At 44.7% G+C, this 26,725-nt stretch carries 23 protein-coding genes; 17 read left to right on the top strand and 6 right to left on the bottom strand.

Features of this window, described 5'->3' with window-relative positions:
* Window positions 1-33: 33 nt before the first annotated feature.
* From ACXACS_RS13085 to ACXACS_RS13050, 8 genes are all read left to right on the top strand, one after another.
* Window positions 34-2,373: a TonB-dependent receptor gene (locus ACXACS_RS13085; RefSeq protein ID WP_474807162.1), complete on the top strand. Its 2,340-nt coding sequence runs from the start codon at window positions 34-36 to the stop codon at window positions 2,371-2,373.
* A gap of 15 nt (window positions 2,374-2,388) precedes the next feature.
* Entirely contained in the window at window positions 2,389-4,542 is a 2,154-nt protein-coding gene (locus ACXACS_RS13080; RefSeq protein WP_474807160.1) for an FAD-dependent oxidoreductase, read from the top strand.
* A gap of 29 nt (window positions 4,543-4,571) precedes the next feature.
* The gene (locus ACXACS_RS13075) at window positions 4,572-5,435 is read left to right on the top strand and encodes a DUF547 domain-containing protein (RefSeq protein WP_474809272.1); all 864 of its coding nucleotides are present in this window, start codon (window positions 4,572-4,574) and stop codon (window positions 5,433-5,435) included.
* Window positions 5,422-6,768, top strand: a complete 1,347-nt coding sequence (locus ACXACS_RS13070; RefSeq protein ID WP_474807159.1) for an ABC transporter substrate-binding protein — start codon at window positions 5,422-5,424, stop codon at window positions 6,766-6,768. The genes ACXACS_RS13075 and ACXACS_RS13070 overlap by 14 nt, the downstream gene beginning before the upstream one ends.
* A complete protein-coding gene (locus ACXACS_RS13065; protein ID WP_474807157.1) occupies window positions 6,768-8,531 on the top strand; it encodes an ABC transporter permease in 1,764 nt (587 codons plus the stop codon). Before ACXACS_RS13070 ends, ACXACS_RS13065 begins: the two co-directional genes overlap by 1 nt.
* Window positions 8,521-9,159, top strand: a complete 639-nt coding sequence (locus tag ACXACS_RS13060; RefSeq protein WP_474807156.1) for an ATP-binding cassette domain-containing protein — start codon at window positions 8,521-8,523, stop codon at window positions 9,157-9,159. Before ACXACS_RS13065 ends, ACXACS_RS13060 begins: the two co-directional genes overlap by 11 nt.
* On the top strand, window positions 9,153-9,803 hold the full coding sequence (locus tag ACXACS_RS13055; protein ID WP_474807154.1) for a CDP-alcohol phosphatidyltransferase family protein: 651 nt from the start codon (window positions 9,153-9,155) through the stop codon (window positions 9,801-9,803). Before ACXACS_RS13060 ends, ACXACS_RS13055 begins: the two co-directional genes overlap by 7 nt.
* Before the next feature lie 108 nt (window positions 9,804-9,911).
* Window positions 9,912-10,763 (top strand): sterol desaturase family protein, encoded by an 852-nt coding sequence (locus tag ACXACS_RS13050; protein ID WP_474807152.1) that lies wholly within the window; start codon window positions 9,912-9,914, stop codon window positions 10,761-10,763.
* Window positions 10,764-10,823: 60 nt separating this feature from the next.
* On the opposite strand, the gene ACXACS_RS13045 is transcribed toward ACXACS_RS13050, so the two are convergent.
* A complete protein-coding gene (locus tag ACXACS_RS13045; RefSeq protein WP_474807150.1) occupies window positions 10,824-11,597 on the bottom strand; it encodes a DNA/RNA non-specific endonuclease in 774 nt (257 codons plus the stop codon).
* A 138-nt stretch (window positions 11,598-11,735) separates the two neighbouring features.
* The gene (locus ACXACS_RS13040; RefSeq protein WP_474807148.1) at window positions 11,736-12,311 is read right to left on the bottom strand and encodes an exopolysaccharide biosynthesis protein; all 576 of its coding nucleotides are present in this window, start codon (window positions 12,309-12,311) and stop codon (window positions 11,736-11,738) included.
* A gap of 339 nt (window positions 12,312-12,650) precedes the next feature.
* On the opposite strand from ACXACS_RS13040, the gene ACXACS_RS13035 reads away from it, so the two are divergent.
* Complete coding sequence (locus ACXACS_RS13035; RefSeq protein WP_474807146.1) at window positions 12,651-13,961, top strand: sensor domain-containing diguanylate cyclase; 1,311 nt, start codon at window positions 12,651-12,653, stop codon at window positions 13,959-13,961.
* Between the two features lie 109 nt (window positions 13,962-14,070).
* Here the strand turns inward: ACXACS_RS13035 and ACXACS_RS13030 are convergent, their stop codons facing one another.
* Together ACXACS_RS13030 and ACXACS_RS13025 are read right to left on the bottom strand one after the other, a co-directional pair.
* Window positions 14,071-15,132 (bottom strand): alcohol dehydrogenase family protein, encoded by a 1,062-nt coding sequence (locus ACXACS_RS13030; RefSeq protein WP_474807144.1) that lies wholly within the window; start codon window positions 15,130-15,132, stop codon window positions 14,071-14,073.
* A gap of 64 nt (window positions 15,133-15,196) precedes the next feature.
* On the bottom strand, window positions 15,197-15,715 hold the full coding sequence (locus ACXACS_RS13025; protein WP_474807142.1) for a TetR/AcrR family transcriptional regulator: 519 nt from the start codon (window positions 15,713-15,715) through the stop codon (window positions 15,197-15,199).
* A 277-nt stretch (window positions 15,716-15,992) separates the two neighbouring features.
* On the opposite strand from ACXACS_RS13025, the gene ACXACS_RS13020 reads away from it, so the two are divergent.
* Together ACXACS_RS13020 and ACXACS_RS13015 are read left to right on the top strand one after the other, a co-directional pair.
* A complete protein-coding gene (locus tag ACXACS_RS13020) occupies window positions 15,993-16,739 on the top strand; it encodes a hypothetical protein (RefSeq protein ID WP_474807140.1) in 747 nt (248 codons plus the stop codon).
* 50 nt (window positions 16,740-16,789) lie between these two features.
* Window positions 16,790-17,596 (top strand): DUF3307 domain-containing protein, encoded by an 807-nt coding sequence (locus tag ACXACS_RS13015; RefSeq protein ID WP_474807138.1) that lies wholly within the window; start codon window positions 16,790-16,792, stop codon window positions 17,594-17,596.
* A gap of 145 nt (window positions 17,597-17,741) precedes the next feature.
* On the opposite strand, the gene ACXACS_RS13010 is transcribed toward ACXACS_RS13015, so the two are convergent.
* Window positions 17,742-18,641, bottom strand: a complete 900-nt coding sequence (locus tag ACXACS_RS13010; protein WP_474807136.1) for a LysR family transcriptional regulator — start codon at window positions 18,639-18,641, stop codon at window positions 17,742-17,744.
* Between the two features lie 198 nt (window positions 18,642-18,839).
* On the opposite strand from ACXACS_RS13010, the gene ACXACS_RS13005 reads away from it, so the two are divergent.
* From ACXACS_RS13005 to ACXACS_RS12980, 6 genes are all read left to right on the top strand, one after another.
* Window positions 18,840-19,811 (top strand): NAD(P)H-dependent oxidoreductase, encoded by a 972-nt coding sequence (locus tag ACXACS_RS13005; protein ID WP_474807134.1) that lies wholly within the window; start codon window positions 18,840-18,842, stop codon window positions 19,809-19,811.
* A gap of 77 nt (window positions 19,812-19,888) precedes the next feature.
* Window positions 19,889-21,007: an ankyrin repeat domain-containing protein gene (locus ACXACS_RS13000; protein WP_474807133.1), complete on the top strand. Its 1,119-nt coding sequence runs from the start codon at window positions 19,889-19,891 to the stop codon at window positions 21,005-21,007.
* 305 nt (window positions 21,008-21,312) lie between these two features.
* A complete protein-coding gene (locus ACXACS_RS12995) occupies window positions 21,313-23,676 on the top strand; it encodes a TonB-dependent receptor (protein WP_474809271.1) in 2,364 nt (787 codons plus the stop codon).
* A gap of 15 nt (window positions 23,677-23,691) precedes the next feature.
* On the top strand, window positions 23,692-23,985 hold the full coding sequence (locus ACXACS_RS12990) for a hypothetical protein (RefSeq protein ID WP_474807132.1): 294 nt from the start codon (window positions 23,692-23,694) through the stop codon (window positions 23,983-23,985).
* Window positions 23,986-24,005: 20 nt separating this feature from the next.
* Complete coding sequence (locus ACXACS_RS12985; RefSeq protein ID WP_474807130.1) at window positions 24,006-25,577, top strand: PepSY-associated TM helix domain-containing protein; 1,572 nt, start codon at window positions 24,006-24,008, stop codon at window positions 25,575-25,577.
* Window positions 25,577-25,867, top strand: coding sequence for a DUF3325 family protein (locus tag ACXACS_RS12980; protein WP_474807128.1), 291 nt, complete (start codon window positions 25,577-25,579; stop codon window positions 25,865-25,867). Before ACXACS_RS12985 ends, ACXACS_RS12980 begins: the two co-directional genes overlap by 1 nt.
* Here ACXACS_RS12980 and ACXACS_RS12975 read toward each other — a convergent pair.
* Window positions 25,845-26,675, bottom strand: coding sequence for a DUF4437 domain-containing protein (locus ACXACS_RS12975; protein ID WP_474807126.1), 831 nt, complete (start codon window positions 26,673-26,675; stop codon window positions 25,845-25,847). The genes ACXACS_RS12980 and ACXACS_RS12975 overlap by 23 nt on opposite strands.
* Window positions 26,676-26,725: the final 50 nt, after the last annotated feature.

Here is a 26,725-nt window from a genome sequence, read left to right as displayed (position 1 = left end):
AGTCGAATAATAAATAAAAATACGGAATCGTTAATGAAAAGAATAATCGGCCTAGCCGTTAGCACACTCGCGCTTGCCATCAGTCAGTCGTTAGCTGCCCAGCAAGTATCAGATATTGAAGTCGTAGAAGTAACAGGCAATCAACAAAGCGTAAACACGCTAAACCCGGGCGACAATACGTTAAAAGGGTTATTTGGTAGCGGTTTAAGTGCAGCAGAAACCCCTCGTGCAGTAACGTCATTGTCGGCAGCAGCGATAGAAGCGCTTAACATTAATGATTTACACGATATCGTAAAGGCAGCCCCTAATGCCTACGCTTCAAGCGGCTTCGGTACACCCAGCTTGCCAAGTATTCGCGGTCAGTTAGGCGAACTTTTTCAAGACGGCGTGCGTCGCCAGGCAGGTAATAACGGTTTTGGATTGCCGTTATCTTTTAACAGCGTAGAGCAAATTGACGTAGTGAAAGGGCCTTCTCCCGTTTTGTTTGGTAGTACGCAGCGTAATGGTGGCTTTGTTAACCTTCAAACCAAGGTCGCGCCTACCACAGAAAGCAAGGGTAAAGTTACCCTTCGCGCCGGGCGCTGGGATCAGTATTCAGCCCAAGTAGATTACGGTACTGCAATAGAAGAAGGGAAAAGCGGCATTCGCTTCAGTGCTGAGTACCTAGATCACGGCAGCTTCTATGACTTTGCTGAGCGCGATAGTACAAACCTATTTGTTGCATATCGCTATACACCGAGCGACGCGCTCACTTGGGATATTAGCGCGGAATATTACGACACAGACTATCCAGACAACGCAGGCATAAACCGCCCAACGCAAGACCTTATCGACAACGGTATTTATATTACTGGCCAAGGCACTCAGCCTAATGGTAGTTCAGTTCCGGGCGCTGGAGCCATTATTTCACCTACCGGTGAAGTGGTTATTCCTCGTAACCGCGTATTTACTAACCCTGACGACATCAATGGTGCTGAAACCACAGTTATTCGCAGCAATGTGGAATACAAAGTGGCTGATAACGTGGCGCTTCGCAACATGACTTATTATCAATATCTTGAACGTGAGGAAATTGCGCAAAATAGCTTTGTAGAGATTATCGACGGCGCTGATACGTTTGAAAATCGCACTGAAGTTGATTACCAGTGGAACGATAATCAACTTACTACTGTAGGCTTAGCGCTTCGCTATAACGACGTGCTGGGCTATAGCCAGTTTACCACTGAGGCCGACAATCCGATTGACTTAACCGGGCCTATTTCAAACCGTGTGATATCCCTTACCGACGCGCAAAAAGCGCGCTTAGTCGAGTTACGTCCGGGTGTGTTCGTATCTCCGGGAGCTCAGTATGATTTGGACGGCGATGGAAGCGGCGACTTTAACCTGTCAGACACCACTGATTCCACGTCGTGGCAAACTGGGTTGGCGCTCCAACAACGCTCTACATGGACAGACAAGTTCTCGACCATTGCCGGCGTTAGAATAGATTATTACGATGTTGAAGCCCGTGACCCATTAGCGCCTGATGGAGTAACGGCAGCGTCTGATACCTATAGCGATACATTAACTAGCTATCAGTTAAGTGCGGTTTACAAGCTGACGGGTGATGTGAATGTATACGCGGCGTTTTCAGAGAACGATGCCACGTCAAACAGTATGGCGGGGGGCACAGTATTGGGCGGTAATAATGAAATTAACCCGCTTAATTTTGCTACCGAAAATACCCTGTACGAAGCAGGGGTAAAATACGCGCCAAACAGCAAATGGTACGCTGAAGCGGCAGTGTTCGAACAAACCCGTAGCTTACGCAATCGCGACGGCAGCAACAGTGGCGTGAAAACCAAAGGGTTTGAGTTGCAAATGTTTTACCAAGGCGACGACGTATGGGTCAATGCGGCCTACAGTTATTTAGACGCGCGTTTTGATGACTCTGCAGCGTTCCAAGGTACGGCGCAGGTGATAGACGCGTTCGATAGCAGTCGTCCAGATATTATTGAGGGCACGGGAGTGGGCTCACCGTCGTTTGCCGCGTTCCCTGCATCGAACAGCCGAGTGCAAGGTATTCCTCCGCAAATAGCATCCATTAATGCTGGCTGGCAGGTAACTGACGATGTTCAGCTTGGTGCGAGTGCTCTATACACCAAGTCTTTCCCTTTAGACTTTTTACAAACCGTGCATATTCGCGACCAGTACACTATAGACTTAAATGCTGATTACCAAGTTAGCGATGATCTTCGTTTACGCTTAGATGTTATTAACGTTACTGATGAAGAAAATTGGCAGCCGCTTTTTGAAGGCGGATATTTTGGTGCGACTCTGGTTATGCCAAACGTGCCTCGTCACGCTCAAATTACCATGCAATACGCGTTTTAAGCGCTAAGGATTTTTATGTTTAAGAAAATAGCGCTTTTAGGGGTTATTGCCGCCGCTATATTTAGCTTTTTCTATTTTGATTTGAATAGCTATCTAACCCTTCAGGGGATGAAGGACTCACTCGATACGTTTCAAGCGCAAATAGAAGAAAACCCTGTATTAAGCATTGGGGTGTTCTTTGCTATTTATGTGGCGGTTACCGCACTGTCGCTGCCAGGTGCAGCAATTTTGACCTTAGCTGCAGGTGCCTTGTTTGGGCTGGCGCAGGGCTTAGTTATTGTGTCGTTCGCATCAAGTGTTGGTGCTACGTTAGCTTTTTTAGTCGCGCGCTTCATCCTAAGAGATACCGTACGCAACAAGTTTAAAGAAAAGCTTAAAAAGATAGATGAGGGCGTAGAAAAACAAGGTGCGTTTTACTTGTTTACGCTGCGTTTAGTACCGGTATTTCCGTTCTTTTTAATCAACCTGTTAATGGGGCTGACGTCACTTAAAACCTGGACATTTTACTGGGTAAGCCAAATAGGTATGCTTGCTGGCACTGCTGTTTATGTAAACGCAGGTACGCAGCTTGCGCTAATTGACAGCCTGTCAGGCATCGTATCGCCTGGACTTATCTTTTCATTTGTTCTGCTGGGAATATTCCCTTGGATAGCTAAAGGCATTGTGGCAATAGTGAATCGCCGCCGCGTCTATAAAGGCTACAAGAAACCAAAGAAATTTGACCGTAACCTAGTTGTGATCGGCGCCGGTGCAGGTGGGTTAGTTACCAGCTATATCGCCGCAGCGGTGAAAGCAAAAGTAACGCTGGTAGAAGCAGGGGAAATGGGGGGCGACTGCCTTAACTATGGCTGTGTACCCAGTAAAGCCATTATAAAAACGGCGAAAGTAGCAAACCAAATGCGCCATGCCGATAACTATGGTTTAGAGCCGGTAACACCAGCGATGTCGTTTAAAAAAGTGATGGCCCGTGTGCATGAAGTCATTGCGGCTATCGCGCCCAACGACAGTGTAGAGCGTTACACTAGTTTAGGTGTGGATGTAGTGAAAGGCTATGCAAAGATCATCGACCCCTGGACAGTAGAGATTAAAAAGAATGATGGCGGCACCCAAACGCTAACAACAAAGAACATTGTTGTTGCCACAGGGGCAGCGCCTTTTGTTCCGGACCTGCCTGGTATCGAACAAAGCGGTTATGTCACTTCTGACACCTTATGGTCTAAATTTGCTGACCTTGAAGAAGCGCCAAAGCGCTTAATAGTGTTGGGTGGTGGGCCTATCGGCTGTGAGCTGGCACAGGCATTTTCTCGCCTGGGTAGTGAGGTAACGCAAGTTGAACGTGCACCCCGTTTAATGGGCCGCGAGGATGCGGATGTAGCCGAATATTCTGAATCTGTACTTCGTGAAAGCGGAGTTAATGTTTTGACATCTCATGACGCATTGCGCTTTGAAACGAAAGACGGTGAAAAAGTATTAGTGGTTGCTAAAGAAGGTGTTGAATCAACTATCGCCTATGACGAAGTGATCGTGGCGGTTGGTCGAAAGGCGCGTCTAAATGGGTTTGGTCTTGAAGAATTGGGTATTCAGTTCGATAGAACCATAGAAACTGATGAATACTTGCAAACGCTTATGCCAAATATTTTTGCTGCAGGTGATGTGGTGGGTCCGTATCAGTTTACCCACGTAGCCGCTCACCAGGCGTGGTATGCGGCAGTAAATGCGCTTTTCGGAACCTTTAAGAAGTTTAAAGTGGATTATCGCGTTATTCCTTGGACAACCTTTATTGACCCTGAAGTGGCGAGGGTAGGTCTTAGTGAACGAGATGCTGCTGAACAAGAGATTGATGTAGAAGTAACGCGCTACGAATTTGCTGAGCTTGACCGCGCGGTTGCCGAAAGTGCGCGTAAAGGGTTTATAAAGGTGCTTACACCGCCGGGTAAAGATAAAATACTGGGCGTTACTATTGTTTCTGAGCACGCAGGCGATCTGCTCGCTGAATTCGTTATTGCTATGAAACACGACTTAGGACTTAACAAAATTCTTGGCACTATTCACGCCTACCCAACATGGGCAGAAGGTGCGAAATACGCAGCGGGGAACTGGAAGCGCGCTAATGCTCCTGAAAAACTTTTAAGCTACGTTGAGAAATTCCACACATGGCGCAGAGGGTAATAGAAGTGAAAACTACTCAATCGCCTTTCATGTGTAAAGTCGTCCGTTTATCACGTAGTAGTAAAGTGTTACGTGGTGTAGCAGTAGGCAGCGTAGCGCTGTTTGCTGCAAGCGTAAGTTTCTATGCTAGCGCTGAAGAAGGCCTACATAGCACGTTCGATAATTTATTAAGTAAGTATGTAACGCCGATTTCAAATGGCGCTAGCACTCAGGTAAATTACGATGGCTTTAAAAAAGAGCAGACTAGGCTTAACGAGTATTTAGCGCGATTGGCTAAGGTTGAGCAAAGTACATTCGATTCATGGAATAAGGATAAACAGCTCGCTTTTCTTATTAACGCGTACAACGCCTACACTATCGAACTTATTCTAACTGAGTACCCAGCTATTGACTCCATTCGAGATTTGGGCAGTTTCTTTTCTTCACCTTGGAAAAAAGAGATAGCCCCGCTGCTTGGTAAGGCCCGTACGTTAGATGAAATTGAACACGAACTTATTCGCGGTACAAACCAAACTACAAAAAACTATAACGAGCCTCGCATACATTTTGCGGTGAATTGCGCAAGCGTGGGTTGCCCAGCGCTTCGTGAAGAAGCATACACAGCAGACAAACTGGACTCGCAGTTAGAGGCACAAACTAAGCGATTTTTGGCTGACACCTCTCGTAATAAAATGACCGAAGGCACACTGTATCTATCAAAAATATTTGATTGGTACAGTGAGGATTTTGAAGGTAAAAACGGCGAGTGGCGTGATACTTCGACGCTCAACGAGTTTATCTTGCTGTATAAAGACGCAATGCAATTAACTGAAACACAAGTTTCTGCGTTAAAAAATAACACTGCCGATATCGAATACCTAAACTATGACTGGGCGCTTAATGCGGCACAGTAGCGCTAACGCTAACTCTAACGCTAACGCTAATGCTAGAGCTCTGAATGCTTCGCAAATGAATTCAGAGTGGCAAGCTGCGGCACAGTTAAGAACAAATAGACCCTTGTTTACCCCCATGCAGGTATTCTTTTTTACCTGCATAGTCATTTTTTCCGTATTTGTTGAGGCCCAGCCGGCGGTGGGCAGCGCCAGCGATGAAGCAGCCAGCGAAAAACCGCCTCTTGTTCGATTTCATGCCTGGGGTGGCAGCGCCCAAGTCAATGGCTACCTTCAGTGGGTAGCCGAGCAAGTTAAAGCCCGTTTTAATATTGAACTACAGCATGTAAAACTGGCCGACACCAGTGACGCAGTGTCTCGTGTGCTGGCCGAAAAGGCGGCAGGGAATCACAAAAACGGGAGTGTTGACCTTATATGGATAAATGGCGAAAACTTCGCTGCGATGAAAAAGCACGATTTGTTAAGTACTTCGTGGGTAGGTGAACTTGACAATTTTAGCCTAACCAATCCAGATCAAAACCCCGCTGTAACAACAGACTTCGGTGAGCCAACGTTAGGAATGGAGGCGCCTTGGGGCAAAGCATCTATGGTTTTTTACTACCGTAGCGCACACTTAAATACGCTAGGGCTTATGGTGCCAAAAACCATTGAAGAGCTTCTACGATTTAGCCAAAAATCCCCAGGTAGATTTACCTACCCAGTACCGAGTGATTATTTAGGTATTAGTTTTATTAAGTATTCAGCGCTTGCACTTAATAAAGATAAGCGAAGCCTTTTCTATCAGCCAGCGAATGATGAATCGCTTGATGCTGTTTTACCGAGTTTGTGGGCGTATCTTGACGCGCTGCATCCTACTATGTGGCAACAGGGTAAGCACATGTTACGTCAAGCCTCCCAATTACAACGCTTGGTGGGAACCGGGGAGCTTTCAATGGCCTTCTCTTTTACCGCTTCGGAAATTCCTTCTGCGGTAACGCGTTTCGATTTACCTGACGATGTTCGTACCTATGTTATGCAAGACGGTAGCTTGGCAAATGTTCATTTTGTAGGCCTTACTTATAACTCAAAAAACAAAGCGGCGGCCAAAACGGTGGTTAACTTCCTGCTCTCTCCACAGGCACAAGCTAAAAAACAGAAGGTAGAAGTGTGGGGCGACGATACCGTGCTTGATATTGAAAGCCTTTCAGCGCCAAACCAAGCACTGTTTGTTGAAAGTAACACTCACTCATCAGCGTTAGATAAATCGCAAGCTACTATACTGCTGGCCGAGCCTCATTCAAGCTGGACCGATGCGCTGCGAGAGGCATGGTACGAACGCTATGGAGCGCGCTACTGATGTTCGCTCAATTTACACGTGTTGCACGCTGGTGCTTATTACTTTTACTGTGCATTCCTGTTTTAGCCGGTCTAGTTGGCGTGGCATTTCCTGCGTTAGGCTATTTTCCTGCAATAGGCGCAAACAGCTTTTCACTCGACGTTTTTAGAACGTTATTTGCTATTGATGATATTTGGCAGATGGTGTGGCTTTCACTTTTTACCGGGGTGGGGTCTACATTGCTGGCCATGGCTGGCGCGTTTTTATTACTAGCTTCATTTTATCAATCGAACTGGCTAAACAAAATTCAAGGTTTATTAAGTCCGTTTCTTGTTTTTCCACACGCCGCTGCAGCCATTGCCTTGCTATTTGTATTCAGCCCGTCAGGCATATTTGCGCGAATAACAGCAGTAGGAACAAATACGGTTATTCCTAGTAGTGGCGAGGCGCTTTTCCCATACGACGCTTTTTTCCCCTATGACTCTTGGGGGCTAAGCGTTCTGCTGGCGTTAAGCTTAAAAGAACTGCCGTTCATTCTTTTAATGGCGTTAAGTGTGATGTCCCAGCCATTAGTGAAAAGTAAACTTTCTGGCTATATCAAAGTGGGCACGGCGCTTGGATATTCCCCCGTGGCAACCTTTTTTAAGCTTGTAATGCCCACTGTCTTCACACAAATCAGATTACCTATATTAGCAGTATTGGTCTTTGCCACCTCTAACGTGGAAATTCCACTTATATTAGGGGGAAATAACCCCAGCACTTTGGCCGTAGCCATTATGCATTGGTTTAATCATATCGATTTATCTATGCGCCTATTGGCAAGCAGTGCAGCCGTGCTTCAGGTTGCCGTTAGTGGTTTGGCTTTACTGCTGTTGTTAGGTGTTGAGCGTATAGTGATATATGCGGGAAGGAAAAGGCTTGCGAAAGGGAACAGGCGTTTTTTTGATCGCCTTGTGCAATGCGCCGCTTATAGCACTGTAGTGCTATACATTGCTTTGATTGGCGCAGTGGTTTATTCGGTACTTATGTACTCAATCGCTAAGCAGTGGTATTACCCTGATTTATTGCCAGAAGGTGCCACGCTATTACATTGGCGAACAGCACTGGAAACCCTTGCGACGCCACTTTCTAATAGTTTATTACTTGGAATATTGGTAAGTACTTCAGCATTGGGGTTAGTACTATTTACACTGGAAAGTGAGCTGCTTAAACCCGCAGGTAAAAATGCTGAAAGGGCGTTTTCTATCTCGTTATTTTTGCCGCTATTGGTCCCTGGTGTGGCTTTTTTATATGGACTGGTTTGGTTCCAGCAGCTTGTGCTGCAAGACGCTGTTTGGTTTCATACTTATATTGCTCATATGGTTTATGTGGTGCCCTACGTGTTTTTGTCTATGGCGGTAGCCTATCGCAAATTCGATATTCGCTACGCAATGGTTGCACAAAGTCTAGGCAAAACGCCTTGGCAAGTGTTCTACCATATTAAATTACCATCCCTGTTTTCAGCCATTATGGTGGCGTGGGCGCTGGGGCTTGCTATAAGTTTCAGCCAGTACTTGCCCACGTTATTGGCCTCCGGGGGCACTATTGCCACTATTACTACAGAAGCCGTGGCTTCAGTGTCGGGAAGCAGTACGCGCTTAACGGCGGTATTCGTTATTATCCAAGCGATTATGCCTTTAGTTGGCTTTGTGATGGCGTGGTATTTACCCGCCGCGTTAGTAAAACCAAGTAACAAAGTACGTACTTCAGAGAAAAAGAGTAGAGCAGTATTTCATGGCGCTTAGTTTAGAAAACCTAGTGGTTTCTCATGCACAACACACACTATTGAAAGTGAATGTGTGTGTGAAGGACGGAGAAATTTTAACGGTAATGGGGCCAAGTGGAGCCGGAAAGTCTACTTTACTGCAGGCAATTACTGGTCAACTTAACGCGCCGTTCAGTTTTAGCGGTATCATTAAAATTAACGGTGTTGTAGTAAACGATAAAGCAGCTCATTTGCGTAAAGTAGGCATAATGTTTCAAGACGCCTTGTTATTTGAGCACATGACGGTTGCAGAAAATATTGCCTTCGCCATGCCTAAAAACAGCCATTCAAATCGAAAGACTAAAATGGAGGCTATCGAAGAAATGCTTAGCGCTGTCGACTTAGCAGGCATAGGGGAGCGTGCAGTCACTTCATTATCAGGCGGGCAGCAATCCCGTGTTTCGTTACTAAGAACGCTCGCTTCGCAACCTGACGTCGTATTGTTAGATGAGCCTTTTAGTAAGCTAGATTTCGCCCTTCGTGAGCAAATTCGAAGCTGGACATTTAAGCAGCTTAAAGCGCGAAACATTCCCGCAGTACTTGTAACACACGACAAAGAGGACGCCCTTGCTGCCGGCGGTCAAATAATAGAGTTATTACCATGCTAGATGCGAAAATTACCCCCTTTATTAAACCGCTATTAAAGCCTTTGATCACATCACTGAATGCAAGAGGCATCAGCCCGAATCAAGTTACCGTGGCAGGCTTTATTTTGGGTATTCTTGCCGTCCCCTTTATTATTCTTAACTGGTGGGGAATGGCACTTAGCTGCATTATACTCAACAGGGTATTTGACGGTATTGACGGTGAGTTAGCACGCTATCAACAAAGTAGCAGCAGTGCAGGTGGGTTTCTTGATATATGCTTAGACTTTTTGTTTTATGCATCTATTCCGTTAGCATTTGGTATTGCTGACCCTAATAACTGGGGCATACCCGCAATGGTGTTACTTGCCACATTTATCGGTACGGGCAGTAGCTTTTTGGCTTTTGCCATTGCAGCTGAAAAATTTCATATCGACAGACCCCAGTTCGCTAACAAGAGCTTTTACTATATGCAGGGGTTAACCGAGGGTACAGAAACTATTCTTATGTTTCTTGCTTTTTGCATCTGGCCTGAGCATTTCGCTGCACTTGCTTATATTTTTGCCGCTGCTTGTGCCGTAACGGTGGTCACACGAATTGCGGGTGGGTTTAGTACCTTGAATAAAGTAGAAGAACAAAGTCAGTGTTCGACAACTGATCAGGTTTAGGGCATTGCAACTGATAAAGGAAGGGGCCAGAACTGCTCCTTCTACGAGTTCAAAGCGTAATTAGTCGTTAAGAAGTAAATATGAAATCGAGTCGAAAAGAGAGCTACAGTGGATAATGCATCTGTTATTCGCCTGAGTGTATTTCTAGGTATCTTTGCCTTTATGGCAGTACTTGAAGCCTTGTTTCCTGCGCGCAATGCTGTGCTAAATAGAAAAACACGCTGGATAGGAAACCTTTCCATGGTGGTGATGGGCGCACTTGTATCGAGAGTTTTACTTCCAGCAACCTTAGTAGGCGTGTCGATATGGGCTCAGCAAGAAGGTGTTGGGCTGTTTAACTTCATGCTAGAGCAATCATACAGTGCTTCTTCATCCACTGGCCAATTGAATAATGGCCAATACGACAGCGCTTTCTTTGTTGTTATTGTGGTGGCAAGTGTACTGCTACTAGATATGCTCATTTACTGGCAGCACCGATTGTTTCATACGGTGCCACTTTTATGGCGTTTTCACAAAATGCATCACGCCGACAGCCATGTCGATACCACTACAGGCCTTAGATTTCACCCCGTGGAAATTGCTATTAGCCTAGGCGTAAAGGCTTTGGCAGTAGCGATATTAGGCATACCAGCCATTGCTATAGTTATCTTCGAAGTTGCACTAAATGGGTTTGCGCTATTTAACCACGCTAACATTCGATTGCCGCAAAAGTGGGACGACAGAGTGGGTTGGGTGCTTATTACCCAGCGTTTGCATCGCATACATCATAGCCAAGCAAAGGCAGAATCAAATTCTAACTATGGCTTTAGTGTATCTTGGTGGGACAGGCTTTTTAAAAGTTTTACCCCTAGAGCGAAGCAAAGCGACGAAACACTTTCCATAGGCCAACAGGATGTACCTGCGACAAAAGAAAATGCTTCAATTCGCGCCTTGCTACTGCAACCTTTTAAAAGTAATTAGTTAGCAAATAAAAAGGCTGTCTATTAATGATAGCTTTACGTTTGTATGCCCATGAAAAGTTTAGCTACAGCCAAGTCGCATCGCTAGCCTGCCGAGCCTTCCTTCAATGGTTTCCTCACTTTCATCGGGTAAAACGGGCATAATATCTAACCCGGTTCTCGCTTCTACTTCGTCAATGGTAACTTGCGTTGCGCAATAATCATCGCGGCGAGAAGCGTTTTGCTGCATGATGAATGCAGAGGCCTCCATTAAACCGTTAACTTCACTCACGATGACTTTAAAATAACCGCTAGGGATGCTGTGTAACTCATCGGCACCGGGCAACGCAGCGAAAAATGTTTCGTAAAGTGGGCCTGAAACCACATACACATCTTGCCCTGTTCTCACTAGGCTGCGTACAGCATTTTCTAATTTAACCCATGGACCTTGGTTCAAATCAGAGTCTTGAGGCGTAATATTTGAAAGGTAATTCAACTCTCGCCAATTTGGTGAGTTACTAAAGGAGGCAAGAGGAACTTGATGACCTCTGTCTGTGCCTATACCGCGCCACGCACCTTTATAGTCATTGGGCTCTAAAGTGCTTTCATCATCCAACTCAGGGTCTGCTTTCCAGTTACGGCTTCTAGATGGGCCATCGATAGTCTCGGGCGTAACATGATACGCCACCCAATTAGCAAACTTTGTTTGTGGGTTATTATTCAGCGTATAAATGGAGCGAGTTATGGTTTGCCCACTTAATCCAATAGGGCAGCTGAATACACAGTTTTCAGCAAAGGCTTTAAACGCGGGGAAAACAAATGATACAGCAAGAGATACGGCAATAAGTCTCTTCATTATTTTTCGGCTCTATTCTAATGAAAGTAATAATCTGTACCAAAGTACAGTTTTTTAATTTCACGAATAGTACGTAAAAACCACGAAAAAACAAGTGGTTGTCGCCTAAAGTAGGGGGTCTCTAGTTAGTACTCAGTGTTACATCATCGCCAGTGCCTTGAATACTAAGTATCCGGTGCCTAATTGAAGAAGCATACCAACAATAAGAAAGACGCCGTCACGGTTAGTTACTCCAAGCGCGGTAATACATAGCGCAAAAGCGGGCAAGGCTACTGCAAAGGGCAGTACCTCCAGAGGTATCATGCAAAGTGATGCAATCGCGCAATATGCCGCAATAATATTCTTTGATGGGGTATGTGAAAGAAAGGTAAGCCTAGGTTTTAATAGCTTTTCAGCTTTCTGCGCATAAGGCTTGGCTTTTTCAACTGCGCTATCTAGTTTGTTAGTAGACACCTCTTTATTTTTAATAAATGTTGGAAGCCACGGACTGGTTTTTCCTATGGCGACTTGTGAACATATAAAAAATAAAGTGATTCCACACAGCGTGGGTACGCCTGGGATGGCGCCAGTGGGAAGCAGAGCGATCAGGGCTGGCATCAATAAAAGGGGACCAAAGCCCCTGTCTTCGAAGCGTTCTATTACCTCACCTAGTGACGTAGTGTTTTCGTTCTCGCTGTACATGTTATCCATTAATTCAACAATTGAATTTCCCATATTCGCCTACTAATTCCAATTTAATGATCGCTATACTTATCATTACGCTTTTTCCTTAAATAAGTTTAATGAAGTGCCGGTGCACGTCGTGGGATAAATAGATTTTTCACTAGTTAAAGATTAACTGCTACATTTACTGAATAGAAGTTCGTGAGATTCAAATTGAATACGACAGATATACTTTCCATTCTGAGACAAATGCCCTCGAGCATCTTATTCAAGTGCCCAGAGTCCACCAGCATTCATGTCAGTAAGGGCTTTGAACGGGATTTCGGGATACGACAATCTACTTTTGTTGATACGCATTCTTTTACTTTTTTTGACCTCGAAACAAAAGAAATGATTTCCCCAGGTAAGTCGCCATTTGCCCTTGCAGAAAAGGGGCAGGCAGTAGCGCAGCACTACAGACTTCAAACAGGTTCTAGGACAATGAACTGTTTTGTTGAAAGTGGTGTGATCACCACTCCCGTGGGGGAATGGATTGTGTTACAGATTCAAACAAACTTTACGGCATTATTTAGCGATAACGGTAAAAGCTCAGCAGTGAGCAAGCATATAGTTTTTAATCAGCTTCTCACTAATTTTTCATCCAAGCTCATTACAGCCAGTGTGTATGAACTCGACGGCATTATTGATCAAGCTTTGGCTGCCTTAGGTAAGTTCTGTGATGTAGATAGATGCTACCTTTTTGAGTTTAGCGATGATGGTGAATGTATGTCTAATACTCACGAATGGGTTGCCGCAGGTGTAACGCCTTTTATTGATGAACTTCAGAACATGCCAACGAGTTCGCTACCCTTTTTCATTTCCCATATTTCTAATGGAATGTTTAAAGTTGATGATGTAACGACGCTTCCTGAAGAGGCTGCGGCGGAAAAACTCGTTTTTGAAGAAGAGAGAATTTTCTCTATTTTGTGTGTCCGTATTATGGTGGACGATACTATTTACGGTTTCATTGGCTGTGACATTATAGGCAGCCCATACTCATGGAACGCATTTGATATTGAATATTTGCGCCGAATAGGCGAGATGCTTGGTAACACATTAAAAAGTCTACGCAACCGAAAAGCGCTTCAAAAAGCGCAAACCGATCTGCTTGAAGCTAACAAGCAACTAGAACGTTTAGCGAATATTGATGGCTTAACAGGGATTGCAAACAGAAGGTTATTTGACAGTACGTTGCAGCGAGATGTGGAGCGATGTGAAGAACAAGGCTCGGCGCTAAGCTTACTGCTTATTGACGTGGATTTGTTCAAGCAGTTTAATGATGCTTATGGTCACGTGGCTGGCGATAAAGCATTACAAAAAATTGCCGATACATTAACTAATAGCTGCTTAGGTAGCGACGATCTAGTTGCCCGCTATGGCGGTGAAGAATTTGCCGTTATTTTACCTAATACTCGGCTTGATGAACTCCACGCTATCGCTGCACGAATTATTCGGAACGTGAAGTTTTTGGATATTCAACATAAGGCGTCGGACTATGACGGTAAACTTACGGTAAGTATCGGTATGGCGTCTATGGAGCTGAATCCATCACGCCATGATGATGCTCCGCAAAGCAAAGAGAGCGCTTTATCGCTGGTTCAGCAGGTAGACCAAGCCCTTTATCAAGCTAAAGCGTCTGGAAGAAACTGCGCTAAGCTTTAGTCCGTATAAACGTCAAACTCTTACATTTTACTTTACACTTTTGTTTAGCGCAGTCCGGCTCCAAGACACTTACCATGTAAATAACGTTAGCGAAATTGAACCTATCGTACTAGGATTTGTTTTCTCCAACTGTCAGTACCATCTTGCCAATATGCTTTTTCTTCTCAAAGTCTTGTTGTGCCTGACAAATTTCAGCGAGAGGGTAGGTAGCAGATACAAGCGGTGTAATGCTTCCTTTTTCGATGTGTTTTACCAAGTTTTCAAACACCTCACTCTCCAAAATTGTACACCCTAAAAGGGTTAAGTCTTTTAGGTAGAGTGTACGCACATCTAACGTCACTTCAGGGCCGGCGATTGCGCCAGAGGTAGCGTAGCGTCCAAACGGTTTAAGGACATCGAGGAGTTCAGGCCAGCGGGGGCCAGCAACAAGGTCTATTACCACATCGAAAGCGTCGGGTTCTGCTAGGCTTGCCCAGTCACCATCGCGCAGGACGGTTTCATCCGCGCCCAGCGCTTGAAGGGTTTCACGTTTTTCTTCACTTGTTACCGCTATTACGTATGCGCCTCTCGCTTTCGCTAGCTGAACTGCCGCTGAGCCTACGCCACCCGATGCCCCCGTAATGAATACCCGTTCACCTTCTTTCACATTTGCACGGTGTAGCAAGTTTTCGGCAGTCGAATAAGAGCAGGGAAAAGACGCTAGCTCCTCATCTGTCATGGTTGAGTTTACGGCATGGGCGTGGCGCGATGCGACTTTAGTAAACTGTGCGAAACCTCCATTGCATTCCGAGCCGAAGTACCAAGGCGAATCAAGCTTTTGACTGTTTACTTCAGCCAGGCATGGCTCTATGATCACTCGCTCTCCAATGCGTTCTTGGCTAACATTTTTACCCACAGCAACAATGTAGCCACACACGTCAGCCCCTTGTATAAGTGGCAGAGCCAGCGCGTTACCACCCCAACTAGCATCTTCAGCGTCATTGTCGCCTTTGGAATACCAACCTTTTCGCGTATTTAAATCGGTGTTGTTTACCCCCGCAGCGCGTACTTCTATAAGTACATCGTTGTCGCTGAGTGTAGGCATAGGTATGTTTTCGTTAAATGTAAGTGCGTCGAGATCGCCATGCTTGGTTAACTGTACGCCGTACATTTTACTTGGCAATGATTTCATATTGTCCTCCAGAATTTTTGCTTTTAAAGAGAAAGGTAATGGTTAATGCAAGTACTAAGAAGGGCTAATCAAGTAGCACTGTTAATGCGCCTTTCGCTGCAGTTAATGCTTTATCACCAATCGTTGGCCACGCTGATGACATGCCTTCATGTAGCAGGAACACGCTGTTTGAAAGGGCTGGGTCTTCGAGCTTTTCATTCAGCCACGTTAACACCGCGTGTTTGTGGTTGTTCACAGCGGTTTCAATGTGAAGGTTATTGGGGTAACTCGCCAAAGCCTGCAATGACATGCAACCTCTGGGAGCGAATGTCGTTAGCCATACCGACAAGCGCTCAAATATGTGGTTAATTGCTTCGTTACGCGGCGAGGGGCAGTTTTCTTCCAGAAACGCGATGTAACGGCTGTGACGATAGTCAAGCGCGCCAATAATCATGTCTTCTTTTGAAGGGAAGTATTTGTACAAGGTTTTTAGTGTGGTGCCAGTGTGGTCCTTGAGTTTAGCCACATTAGGCTCTGCGAAACCGTAAAGGGCGAAAGCTTGCTCTAGTTTCGAAGCTAACTCAGATTGTTTGGACGCGGTCATACCGGGTCTCCTCGAAAGCGTTTGTTATTTTCGTCTACTTGGTAAATCGCTTGTTAACCAATTAAACAGATTTTAAGTAGAATAAATATTCTACTTTAGGGTAGAGTAAGTATTCTACTTAATCAACAACTGCTACACGTTCTTTGTTATATTTTGCTTTGCGTTACTTAATTTACTCACATGTGGTTTTGTGATTAATAATAATCACATTTCACTGTGTGATTGTTTTTGAATTTGAGATGGTAGCGTGTCATAGTGGACCTCTGAACGGGAAAAAGTGTCTATTGAAAGCAGAAAAGACAACGCGGCGCATAGTGAAATGACAAGAAAGAGTGCTTTATCAAGTGATACAAAAAAGCGCGCTGGTGTAATTACCGGTGACGTCTCCAACTCTCAGTCCTATTCTGATGCTGAATTCAGAGAGATAATTGCTACGCTGAGAGAGCGTTTAACATACTACGCCGAGTACTACGGTGGAGACTTTGATATTTATCGAGGAGACGCATTCCAGCTAGTTGTTGCACAACCACAGTATAGCATTGCAGCCGCAGTTGGATTGCGGCTAGCACTCAAGGCGCACGCTTCAGGCGTAGACGTGCGAATGAGTGTTGCTGTGGGAGAAGCGCAATTTCGCCCTTCAGACGTAAAAACGGGCACTGGAGACGCATTTGTGTTGTCAGGACGAGGGTTAGATAACATAAAGCCGCACCATCTTACTTTTTGTAGCGGTGAACAAACACTCGACGACAAAACGCAGCTCTTAACACGTTTTGCCGACGCGCATATCAATGGACTGACACAAACCCAGTCGCAAACCTTACTCGCGTATCTTGAAGCCACGGATAAGAGCCATGAAAGTGTAGCGGCCATACTAGGTAAAAATCGCAGTAATGTAAGTCGAATTCTCAATGCCAGTAACTATAAACTGATAGCAGAATATCTCGATTATATGGAGAAAGCGCTCATTTTATGGGCTCTAGATGGAGCCTCATTAAAAACGGAACAATTGACCAAGGAAGACTAACGTGATGACGGGTTATACAAAAAACATAATGCTCGCAACAGGAGAGCCAAATGCTTGCTGAACCTCAAATGCTGGTGGCACTCGTGTTAGCGCATCTATTAGCAGACTTTTATTTTCAACCGTTTACCTGGGTACAGCAAAGAAACGAACGACACGCACTGGCTTTGCCTTTATACCTACACGCAATCATACACGGTATACTCGCGGCAGCAGCAATGTTCTTGTTTTCATCAACGATAAGTATCGCAAGTATAGGTGTTGGTGCAATTGTAGTCGCCGTTTCTCACTTCAAAATTGACGTGATTAAATCGTATTGTAAGCAAAACACCACGTCTTTTGTTGTCGATCAAATAGCGCACATTGTCGTGATCTTAGGCGTATTTTTGTATGCCACCAATCAGTGGCGCGAGGCAGTGGGACTACTTCAGCAGATAGGTACATCGCATCTATTAGTGGCCTTGGCCTATTTGGCGGTACTCAAGCCCAGTTCAGTTATTATTAAACAGCTGCTGTCGCCTTGGAGCGATGAAGTATTAGCTAACAAAATGCCGTCTTCTCACCCAAATGATCCGCCCACAATAAGTACAGAGGCACAACAAACTTTATCACTGGCAGGTCAACGAATTGGTTATTTAGAGCGCGTGCTCATGCTTACCTTTGTATTGTTAAATCAGTTTTCTGCCATAGGCTTTCTTATTGCGGCCAAATCCATATTTCGCTTTGGCGACCTCACTAAACACCAGGACAGGAAGTTAACTGAATATGTGCTTCTGGGCACCTTCACCAGTGTGGCGATGACGTTTGCCATTGGCTTGGCATGCGCAGCGGCATTAGGGCAGTTACCCATAAAGTCTTAGCAAGGGCTTTATTGCGTTATTATTGTGCGAAAGACCGCTTAGCGGATCTGCAGCAGCTTAAAAACGATACGCTAGTGCACTGAAAGCAAACAAGCTACTAACACCTGTTGAGATTTGATGCACAGTAAAGAACAACAGGCTAGTGTCAAACGGCGTGTTTTTCTTCAAGAAAGTCGATTAAGGCCCTAATTCTTTGGGCCTTTTGACTATGTTGCTGAAAATACATAAACAGCCCTGAATAAGGAAACCAGTTCTCTTTAAGTACGGGAATAAGCTCGCCAGTTTCAAATAATTCATCCACCATAGGTTCAACAATTCTTCCTATACCTAACCCTTTTTTGGCAGCATCAATCATCAAATCTGTATCGTTGACTACCATAGCAATCGGCATTGAAACACTAACAGCTTGCTGGTTTTGCCACAGATGAAGTGGCGCAAGTTTGTTAGAGGTAATAAAACGATATTGAATGAGCTTGTGTTGCTGAAGGCTATCAATAGACGAGGGAAGGCCATACTTTTTAGCGTAGTGGGGTGAGCAGAACAAACATTCTTTAGTGGCTTTAGTTAATCGCTTTGCCACCATGCCTTCTTCTATCCTATCACCAAAGCGAATACCCACATCCATCCCATCGGTAATCAAATTTACGGCTGCATCGTTTATCGATACCTCAAGCTTTAAGTCTGGATAGCGCTCGCAAAACTCTTGGTAATAAGGCGCCAATAGCTGTTGGAAGGCGAAGCGGGGAGTGGTAATACGAACCGTGCCCCTAGGGGTATAGCTAAGGGCGTTGACCTCTTCAAATGCAATATCTAACGTGTCGATAGCATGATGAGTTTGCTGCTTAAGTAACTTTCCCGCATCGGTTAATTCAACTCTACGCGTGGTTCGATTGAACAAAGGAACGCCCACACTTGCTTCTAGAGATTTAAGCGCGTGGCTTACAGACGGCGGTGCCATTTCTAACTGGCGAGCAGCGCCACTAATACTGCCTTCATCGGCAATAGCATGAAAAACAATAAGTTGTTGAAATGTGGTGCCGTTCACTTATAGCGCCTCTTGAAAGTCTAAGTGACAAATTGGTCAAAGGGTTTCAAGCCCAAAATTATATCTAGAATTTAATTGTTAGTTTTAAACTAATAATCTTTGAGTTAATCATCATCTAAAACTAAAGGTCATTCAAGCATAAACTTCTATCTGTTCACTTTGAACCAATCATAAAATTATCACGCAAAGGTAGAAATAATGAGTAAAGTATTAGTTATCTCCGGCCATCCTAATTTAGACCAGTCCAATGCTAATAGTGCTATTTTGCAAAGCCTGACTAAGCGCATAAACGACATTGAAGTTAGACGTTTGGACACCCTTTATTCTAACAACCCAATTGATGTAGAGGCAGAGCAAAAAGCCTTGCTTGAAGCTGAGGTAATTGTGCTGCAGTTTCCTTTCTACTGGTATTCTGTACCAGCTTTACTTAAGCGCTGGATTGACCAAGTATTTACTTATAATTTTGCGTTTGGCCCTAAAGGAGACAAGCTGGCGAATAAGCACTTTTTACTGTCCATTTCGGTAGGTGGCCCAAAAGAGTCTTATGGACCGCTAGGCTATAACCACTTCAGTGTGGAAGAGTTTTTACGCCCGCTAGAACAGCTCGCTTATCTTGCAAAAATGCAGTACCACAAGCCAATTTACAGCCATCGCATGGTGTACATTGAAGGTGTCTACAACACGCTTTCAGACGTTCAGGCCCGTGGTGACCAACATGGTAAGCGGGTAGCCGATGCTATAGATGTTTTGATGAACTCACCAGAATTGCGTATCAAACAGTTTGTAACGACGTGGTTTGGGCAGTTCGATCAATTACCAGCGTCAAGTGAAGCGTTTCTACCAAATCTCAGCGAGGAGGTTGTCTGGCAAGCGCCAGAGGGACGATTTCAAGGCCATGCTGGATTCAACGACTGGTACGCGTGGGCACGCAAGACGTTTAAACCTAACTGTGAGCACCGTGTAGATCAAATTGATATCAAACCCGATGCTGATTCAGCGAAGCCCAATGGATTTATAGTAGACCTTCGAATTAACCTTCGCGCTGACACATTTGAGTCGTCTGACTTTAAAGGGGAATCGGTTGAGCTACAGGTAAAAGAGCGCTGGCATGTGCATATTGATACCGAAGGTAAAGTAATCATCGACAGTTACGTTGTTAGTCCTTTGTAGGGATTAACAACGTGCTAAAAACTCAAAACCAGAATTTAAAACCAAGACAAAAAGCATTTAAAAAGTTAGGCGAGACAATGAATAAACCTATCCCAAATACAAGAAAAGCGTGTCAGTCTCTGGCGTTAATAGTGCTCTCTGCCATGGGCATTACCGCTTCGTTTAGCGAAGCCGTGGCAAACGAGGCAACTGGGGCGCTCTATTCAAGTAAGTTTGAAAGCAACATAAATCAGAACCTAACACCGCTGCACAAAGCAGTGTGGGATAACGATATACAGCGTGTTAAGGCACTTATAGACAGCGGCGCAGATGTTAACGGACTCGATAGATTAATGGGGGTAGCGCCGCTTCATCTAGCTGTTCAAGGAAGAAACTTAGACCTTGTTAAACTGCTTGTAGAAAAGGGAGCATTCGTAAACTTGCAGTCAGTACGCTTGGGCGGAACGCCACTGCTATTGGCCGTGTGGCACAGAAATATTCCCGCAGTGGAATATTTATTAAGTTTGCCTGACATCGATACCACCGTTATTTCAGCGGCAGGCGCTACAGCCCTTGGGTTTAATCGAAGCGGTGCAAAAGCAAACGATAAAGCGTTAAATGAGGATGTTGCCACTATTAACGCGCTATTCGCGGCTCATAAAGCAAAAACGCTGCAGCAAGCACAAGAAAAAGCAGCCATTTATATGGTTGTTGCTAACCAAGCGCTGTCTGAAGAAGAAATGGTAGCTGAAATAAAAGTGCTACTAGAAAAAGGGTATGACGTTAATGCGGTTGCGCCCGTATTGAAACAAGGCAGTGATTTTCATAGCGCGCTGCTGCTTGCAGCGATGAAAGGCTACCTGAGAGTAGCAAAGCTGTTGCTAGATAACGGCGCAGATCAAACGCTTACCGGCGCCTACATGGCCGCAATTGCTTTACACAAAGCCGCATATTTTGGGCGTGCAGACATGCTGACGTTACTTAGTCAATATCCTGGCTTTCATGAAGTACTTAACACGCAAGGGCCAAACAACGGGTATACACCGCTTCATGACGCAGTGTGGCATGGGCATTTAGAGGCAGCAAAAGTGTTGGTGGAAGCAGGAGCTAGGTTAGATTTGAAAGGTTATGATGGCAATACACCAGAGGAACTTGCTAGGCAAAATGGTTACGAAGTTCTTGCTAAGTACCTGTTGCAGCGCAGAACAATGAATTGAAAGTAAAAAAACGAAACTCTTATACTATCTTAAGAAACTGTCCAGTTGTTTGAAAACCATGAGTAATTTGTTGGCCAAACGTAAAAATGTGCAGAATTTAAGTATTTTTTAAGAAAAATTGAACTAAAGTCTATTTTTATATTGATTTACTAAACATCCCCCCTTAACATTCGCGCCCTTATCAAAAGCGATAACTATTATCATTTAGATTTGGGCGGAAAATGAACCACATTTCACACAAAAAAAGTAAAGTTGCTAATGCAATTCTTCTCTCTCTTTTATCTGTAACGTCTACAGTTACTGCCATGTCGGCACTGGCGCAAGACAGCGATGCTGAAACAACTGTAGATCAGCAAGCAAAGAGTTCAGAAGAGAATTTAGACGTCATTACTGTTTACGGTCGCCACAATCGACTTATTTTAGAGTCGGGTACGGCCACTAAATCGAATATGAGCCTAATGGAAACGCCAGCGGCTATCGTTGTTGTTGACGGTACTTTACTAAGAGAGCAGGGTGTTGATACGCTGCAAGAAAGTATTCGCAACATTAGTGGTTTGAGCCAAGACGGTAACAACTACGGTGTAGGTGATAATTTAGCGATTCGCGGCCTTGGTGTTAACTACACTTTTGACGGCATTTACGCTGGTGCTGACTTGGGCAACAGCTATAACCCAACCCGCTCAATGACTAATATTGAAAGTATTGAAGTGCTTAAAGGCCCAGCTACTGGCCTATACGGCATGGGCGAAGCGGGTGGTATTATCAACCTTATTGAGAAGAAGCCGCAGTTCCAAGAAGCCTATGAGGTTAAAGCCTCTGTAGGTAGTTGGGATAGCTATTCAATAATGGCTGACGCAACAGGTGCGATTAATAAGGACCTTGCTTATCGAGTTGTAGCAAACCGTGAACAATCTGACGGCTATCGCGGGCTTAGCGATGAGCGAAGCGAGCTTTACACATCTCTTAAATACGTCGCATCAAGTGATAACCAGTTCCTATTGTCTGCGGCATATATTGACGATGCTGTACAAATCGATTCGGTAGGTCATCCGGTTCGTCTAATCGACTTAACCATGTTTGATACCGATGCAGGTAGCTTAACTGGCGCTGACTTAGTTAACGATACTGCAGAATCAGGTGGTTTACAGCTAACCGACGCACAGCGCGACGAATTAGCTGCAACACTAGTTTCTACCGATGGCGTTCAGCCTTTTGACTTAGGCGATACCAGCCTTATATCACCAATTTCACGTCCTAATGAAGGTGAAGAGTTCCGCGTGAAGCTTCGCCAAGACCTAGTGATTAACGACGATTGGTCTTTAACTCAGCAACTGCAATACCGTACCTATGAGACCTCGTACATTCGCCAGACGAGTGCTTACAACTATGTCTATGTTGACCGCAACGGCACTACCAATTTAGAGCCTCGTGCGCCGCTTGTTATTGACGATGTGCTGTATCCGTACGCAGCGCGCCGACAGGAATATCGCAAAATTGAAGCAGAAGAAAGTGTTTGGCAATACTTTATTGACCTGACCAATACTTGGTCGTTAGGCGACATTCGTGGTGAGCATCTATTTAGTGCTAACTACGAAAATATGGATGTGGAATATACCCAATGGTCTATTTGGGATGCAGACGATACACGAAGCGATGCCGTACCTTACATCTTAGATATTCGTAACCCGAATTGGCCTACAGGTACATTTGAAGACTATAATCCAGCGCTTCGTAGTAAATACGATAAAGAGGTATCTAGCTGGGGCGTGAGCTTCCAAGAAGTTCTGTATTTGAATGATAACTTTACTGCACGTATTGGTGGAGCATACGGTGGCGTAAAGCAAACCTATCAGAACCAATTTAGCGACGGTAACCCAGAGTACGATGCAAACGATGATGGTTTCACCTACAACCTAGGCTTAACCTACATGTATAGCGACAGTCTAAGTACTTTCATTAACCACTCAAAAGGTCGCACTGCATACAGCACACTAGGTTCTCTATCAGAAGAAAACAACCGACCTGACTCTGAATCAGAGTCGTGGGATTTAGGCGTGCGTTTTACCGCCCTAAACGAACAGGTCATTGGCTCGGTAGTTGTGTTTGATACAGCGCGTACAAACCTTCAATACACCAACCCACTGTATGAAGATAATATTGAAGATCCGTCATACAATGTTGATGTTCCTGAGTTTTACTATGACGAGCAAGATCGTACTACGGGTGTTGAAGTCGATATTAACTTCGATATTAATGAGCAGTGGTCACTTAATGCAAACGGTACTTACCAAGAGCCGCGTACTGAACCTGGTGCATTTGCATCGAGCACTGATGAAGAACAAACCAAAGGTATTGCTGAGAAATTTGCAAGCACATGGCTAACTTATAGCCATAGCTTTGAAGCGCTACCTGCGCCAGTTAAGTTCAGCGTGGGTGTAACCTATGAAGACGAGCGTACCATCTCAGCTTCTGCATTTGGCATTGACTACGCGTTCGTAGATTCATACACAGTTTGGGATGCGGCAGTTAGCTATGTATCGGACGACTGGGACGTACAGCTGAACATTCGTAACCTTGATAATACTGACTATTACAGCAGTGCTATGTACCTAGGTGGTTTGCCTGGCGAAGAGCGTAATGCGAAACTTTCAGTTGCATATCGCTTCTAAAAAAGAGTAAGCACATTGAATAACAACGTAGACGTTGCGCTGCGTAGCATAGCCGCCATTCTGGGCGGCTATGCCGTTTCTGCGCTAATAAGCTTTTATTTCGCTTTTATATTTTTCAATACATTAAACCAGCAAGAGGGCGTGGCAATACTAAGTGGCAGTATGGCAAGCTATTTTGTGTTTTTTGCTGTATTTATCGCAAGCTTTGCTATTAAACACACCCTGAAGTGGTGCGCGCTTTTAATTACTTTTTCTGCCATTCTAGTCTTAGCGCTTCCTTTAGTTTCACCTTTAAGCACCCCATTATGAAAGCTACATTCAGAAAAAGTATGATCTGGTTGCACACGTATTTAGGTGTAGTACTTGGCTGGTTGCTTTTCGCCATATTTTTTACTGGCACGCTAAGCTATTTCACACCGGAAATAACGCGCTATCTGATGCCTGAACGAGGAAGCCTTTCTCAAAGTCAGCAGTCGATAATCGCCCATTCTTTTACTTATTTAAATAAACATGCAGGTGAAGCTGAACAGTGGCGGATAGCCTTGCCTTCAGAGCGTTCTGCACTTTGGAGTGTGCAATGGCGTGAGGGTAAGCAAAGACAAACCGTGACCTTCAATAATCAACTCGCTGTAAGAGAAAATGAAACAGAAACAAAAGGCGGCTTGTTTTTCAGGAATTTTCACTACACATTGCAACTTCGAGGCTATGGCGGGCGGTACATTGCGGGAATCGCCGCAATGGCAATGTTGCTTGCTATTTTTACTGGAATTTATACACACCGCAGGTTTTTTAAGGACTTTTTCACGCTTCGCCCTCAAAAGCTAAAAAAGTGGACCACCGACTTTCATGCCTTAGCCGGAATTCTCACTATTCCCTTTTGTATTATGATTTGCCTAAGCGGCATTTTCATTTACGCGATTATGTATTTGCCCTATACCGCTAACGCTAACTTCGAGCGGGGAGAGCGAGGCGTAAATCGCCAGATTATTCCTTCACTGCCGAGCCTGCAGCTAAATGAAAAAGTTATTGGTAGCGAGCACTTGTTAAACGTGCCGTCCTCAAAGCCGCTCCCTACGCTTAATTTTGCCCCTATACAAGAAAAAATTGCTAATCAGTGGCGCGAGCCCAACCCAATAGCAAGAATTACCGTTGAAGGCGTAGGGTATAAAAATAGCCGAATGATTGTAGAGCGTAGCAAGGCCACAACAGTATCAAACCGTGCAGATCGTTTAGTTTTTGAAACCTATACAGGTAAATCGCTTAAAGGCTACGATGACGAAACCATTCCAGCTCAAATAAGACGTATTCTATACGGGCTTCATCAGGCTAACTTTGCCCCTATTGACATGCGATGGTTGCTATTTGGATTAGGTATTTTAGGCTGCGCGCTTATAGCCACTGGCAATATCATTTGGGTAGCTCAGCGGAAGAAAAGCGCAAGGCTAAACCCGTTCACTTTGGCGCTTGTGGAAAAAGGCAATGTGACAGCTGTTGCTGGCTTAATATTGGCCAGCCTATCGTTTTTCATTGCTAACAAATTGATAGGACACGATGTTGCAGGTCGCGCCCAATTAGAAGTAAACGCATTTTTCACGGTGTGGGCATTAAGTGCGGTGCACGCATTTTGGCGAGCAAAAGCTTCAGTTGCTTGGAAGGAGCAGTTCGCGCTAGCAAGCGGGCTTTGTTTTGTCACCGTTGCTATAGAACTCGTGTTATTTAGAGACCGAATGGCAAACAGTATCGAATATTTGGATAGCGTTTATTTAAGCTTCCTTCCTGTATTTTTCGTTTCAGGTATCATCTTGCTTTGGGCAGCAAAGAGGATAGGCCAACGTTTTACGAATAGGGAAATGACCACAAAAAGCTCTGCGCCTAGCCCTTACATAAATAAGGAGCAGTAATGATAACGCTGGTTTTTACACTACAACTGTTAGGCTTCTTGTGTTTGATGTTAGCAATGAATAAACACGCTAAGCAGGCAGGGAAGAGTAGGATATTAGTGGGGGTGTTACGAATATTACCCTCTTCATCCTTTACCAAGTTTTTAGGCTGGACGCTACATATTGCATCCTTATGCCTGGCCTTGACGAGTATCGAAATCACCAGTATTGCGATAGTTTGGTGGTGCTGCACATTAAGTGCAGCCCTCCTGATTATTGCCGTGTACTTCAGTTCTTTACTTGATACTTAGATGAGCTTCTGACATAAACGATGGCGTCAGCATCACTCGCGTTAAGGACTTCGTGTGTTGTTGGCGTAGATGATTCAATATAGCTTCCCGCATCAAGGGCAAGTGCTTTAGCCTTACTATCTTGCTTATAGTTTAGGCTGCCCTTTATTACTACCGCCTTAAATTCATCACCGTTAGATGTTATTGAGCCTTCAAAGCCGCTTGGCAGTTTAACTAAAGTACCGTAAACACTATTGGTATCGCCCCATAGATAGGTGGCGGATACGCCGTCAGCCGCAATGTTGACCAGGTCACTCTCTTGCAGCCATACCATATTATCTGCATGAATATTGATTGGTCGTTCACCATTGTCGAAATGTTCTTTTGACGGTTTAACTAAATACGGACCCTCGTCAATTTCTAGGTAAATCAGGTTAGTCTTGTCATTTGCTGCGGTAGTGTGATCTTCGCCTGCAGGTTGTGTCCAAAACGAACCTGTTGGCATCCACATTTTAGCGGCATTTGGGTCGTCATTATGCATTTCACCTTCAATAACAATACCGCGATAGGTGATATTGTGAATGTGTGGCGGCGATTCAAAGCCTTTGTTAAATCGCACTAGCATACCGGTAGCTGTGTCTTTGGTTCTATCTCCCCACAGGTCGGCCGCCCCCGGGCTTTTGTCACCCCGTGCCGGATTCAAATAGCCCCACTCAACATTTTCTGCAGTTATCACCTTGGTTTCAGCATAGGCACTGGGTAAAAAAGCAGCACAAGCGCCTACAAATAGCGATGCCATGGTGAGTTTTCGCCACGCGATATGTTTCATATAAAGCTCCTGTTTATCCTTGCTACTAACGTCATTAACGAATGAATGAC

It is taken from the genome of Alteromonas sp. AWM4_230 (genome assembly GCF_056158305.1).
Note: the sequence above shows the minus strand (reverse complement) of the source record. Positions and strands in the feature narration are given on the sequence as shown.

What these genes read in the sequence shown, in the direction of transcription:
- ACXACS_RS12985 (WP_474807130.1), top strand. Translation starts at nt 24,006, where the DNA reads ATGATCTGGTTGCACACGTATTTAGGTGTAGTACTTGGCTGGTTGCTT.
- ACXACS_RS13000 (WP_474807133.1), top strand. Translation starts at nt 19,889, where the DNA reads ATGAATAAACCTATCCCAAATACAAGAAAAGCGTGTCAGTCTCTGGCG.
- ACXACS_RS13070 (WP_474807159.1), top strand. Translation starts at nt 5,422, where the DNA reads ATGCGGCACAGTAGCGCTAACGCTAACTCTAACGCTAACGCTAATGCT.
- ACXACS_RS13005 (WP_474807134.1), top strand. Translation starts at nt 18,840, where the DNA reads ATGAGTAAAGTATTAGTTATCTCCGGCCATCCTAATTTAGACCAGTCC.
- ACXACS_RS12975 (WP_474807126.1), bottom strand. Translation starts at nt 26,675, where the DNA reads ATGAAACATATCGCGTGGCGAAAACTCACCATGGCATCGCTATTTGTA.
- ACXACS_RS13035 (WP_474807146.1), top strand. Translation starts at nt 12,651, where the DNA reads ATGATTTCCCCAGGTAAGTCGCCATTTGCCCTTGCAGAAAAGGGGCAG.
- ACXACS_RS13040 (WP_474807148.1), bottom strand. Translation starts at nt 12,311, where the DNA reads ATGGGAAATTCAATTGTTGAATTAATGGATAACATGTACAGCGAGAAC.
- ACXACS_RS13085 (WP_474807162.1), top strand. Translation starts at nt 34, where the DNA reads ATGAAAAGAATAATCGGCCTAGCCGTTAGCACACTCGCGCTTGCCATC.
- ACXACS_RS12980 (WP_474807128.1), top strand. Translation starts at nt 25,577, where the DNA reads ATGATAACGCTGGTTTTTACACTACAACTGTTAGGCTTCTTGTGTTTG.
- ACXACS_RS13055 (WP_474807154.1), top strand. Translation starts at nt 9,153, where the DNA reads ATGCTAGATGCGAAAATTACCCCCTTTATTAAACCGCTATTAAAGCCT.
- ACXACS_RS13025 (WP_474807142.1), bottom strand. Translation starts at nt 15,715, where the DNA reads ATGACCGCGTCCAAACAATCTGAGTTAGCTTCGAAACTAGAGCAAGCT.
- ACXACS_RS13015 (WP_474807138.1), top strand. Translation starts at nt 16,790, where the DNA reads ATGCTTGCTGAACCTCAAATGCTGGTGGCACTCGTGTTAGCGCATCTA.
- ACXACS_RS13060 (WP_474807156.1), top strand. Translation starts at nt 8,521, where the DNA reads ATGGCGCTTAGTTTAGAAAACCTAGTGGTTTCTCATGCACAACACACA.
- ACXACS_RS13030 (WP_474807144.1), bottom strand. Translation starts at nt 15,132, where the DNA reads ATGAAATCATTGCCAAGTAAAATGTACGGCGTACAGTTAACCAAGCAT.
- ACXACS_RS12995 (WP_474809271.1), top strand. Translation starts at nt 21,313, where the DNA reads ATGTCGGCACTGGCGCAAGACAGCGATGCTGAAACAACTGTAGATCAG.
- ACXACS_RS13080 (WP_474807160.1), top strand. Translation starts at nt 2,389, where the DNA reads ATGTTTAAGAAAATAGCGCTTTTAGGGGTTATTGCCGCCGCTATATTT.
- ACXACS_RS13065 (WP_474807157.1), top strand. Translation starts at nt 6,768, where the DNA reads ATGTTCGCTCAATTTACACGTGTTGCACGCTGGTGCTTATTACTTTTA.
- ACXACS_RS13045 (WP_474807150.1), bottom strand. Translation starts at nt 11,597, where the DNA reads ATGAAGAGACTTATTGCCGTATCTCTTGCTGTATCATTTGTTTTCCCC.
- ACXACS_RS13075 (WP_474809272.1), top strand. Translation starts at nt 4,572, where the DNA reads ATGTGTAAAGTCGTCCGTTTATCACGTAGTAGTAAAGTGTTACGTGGT.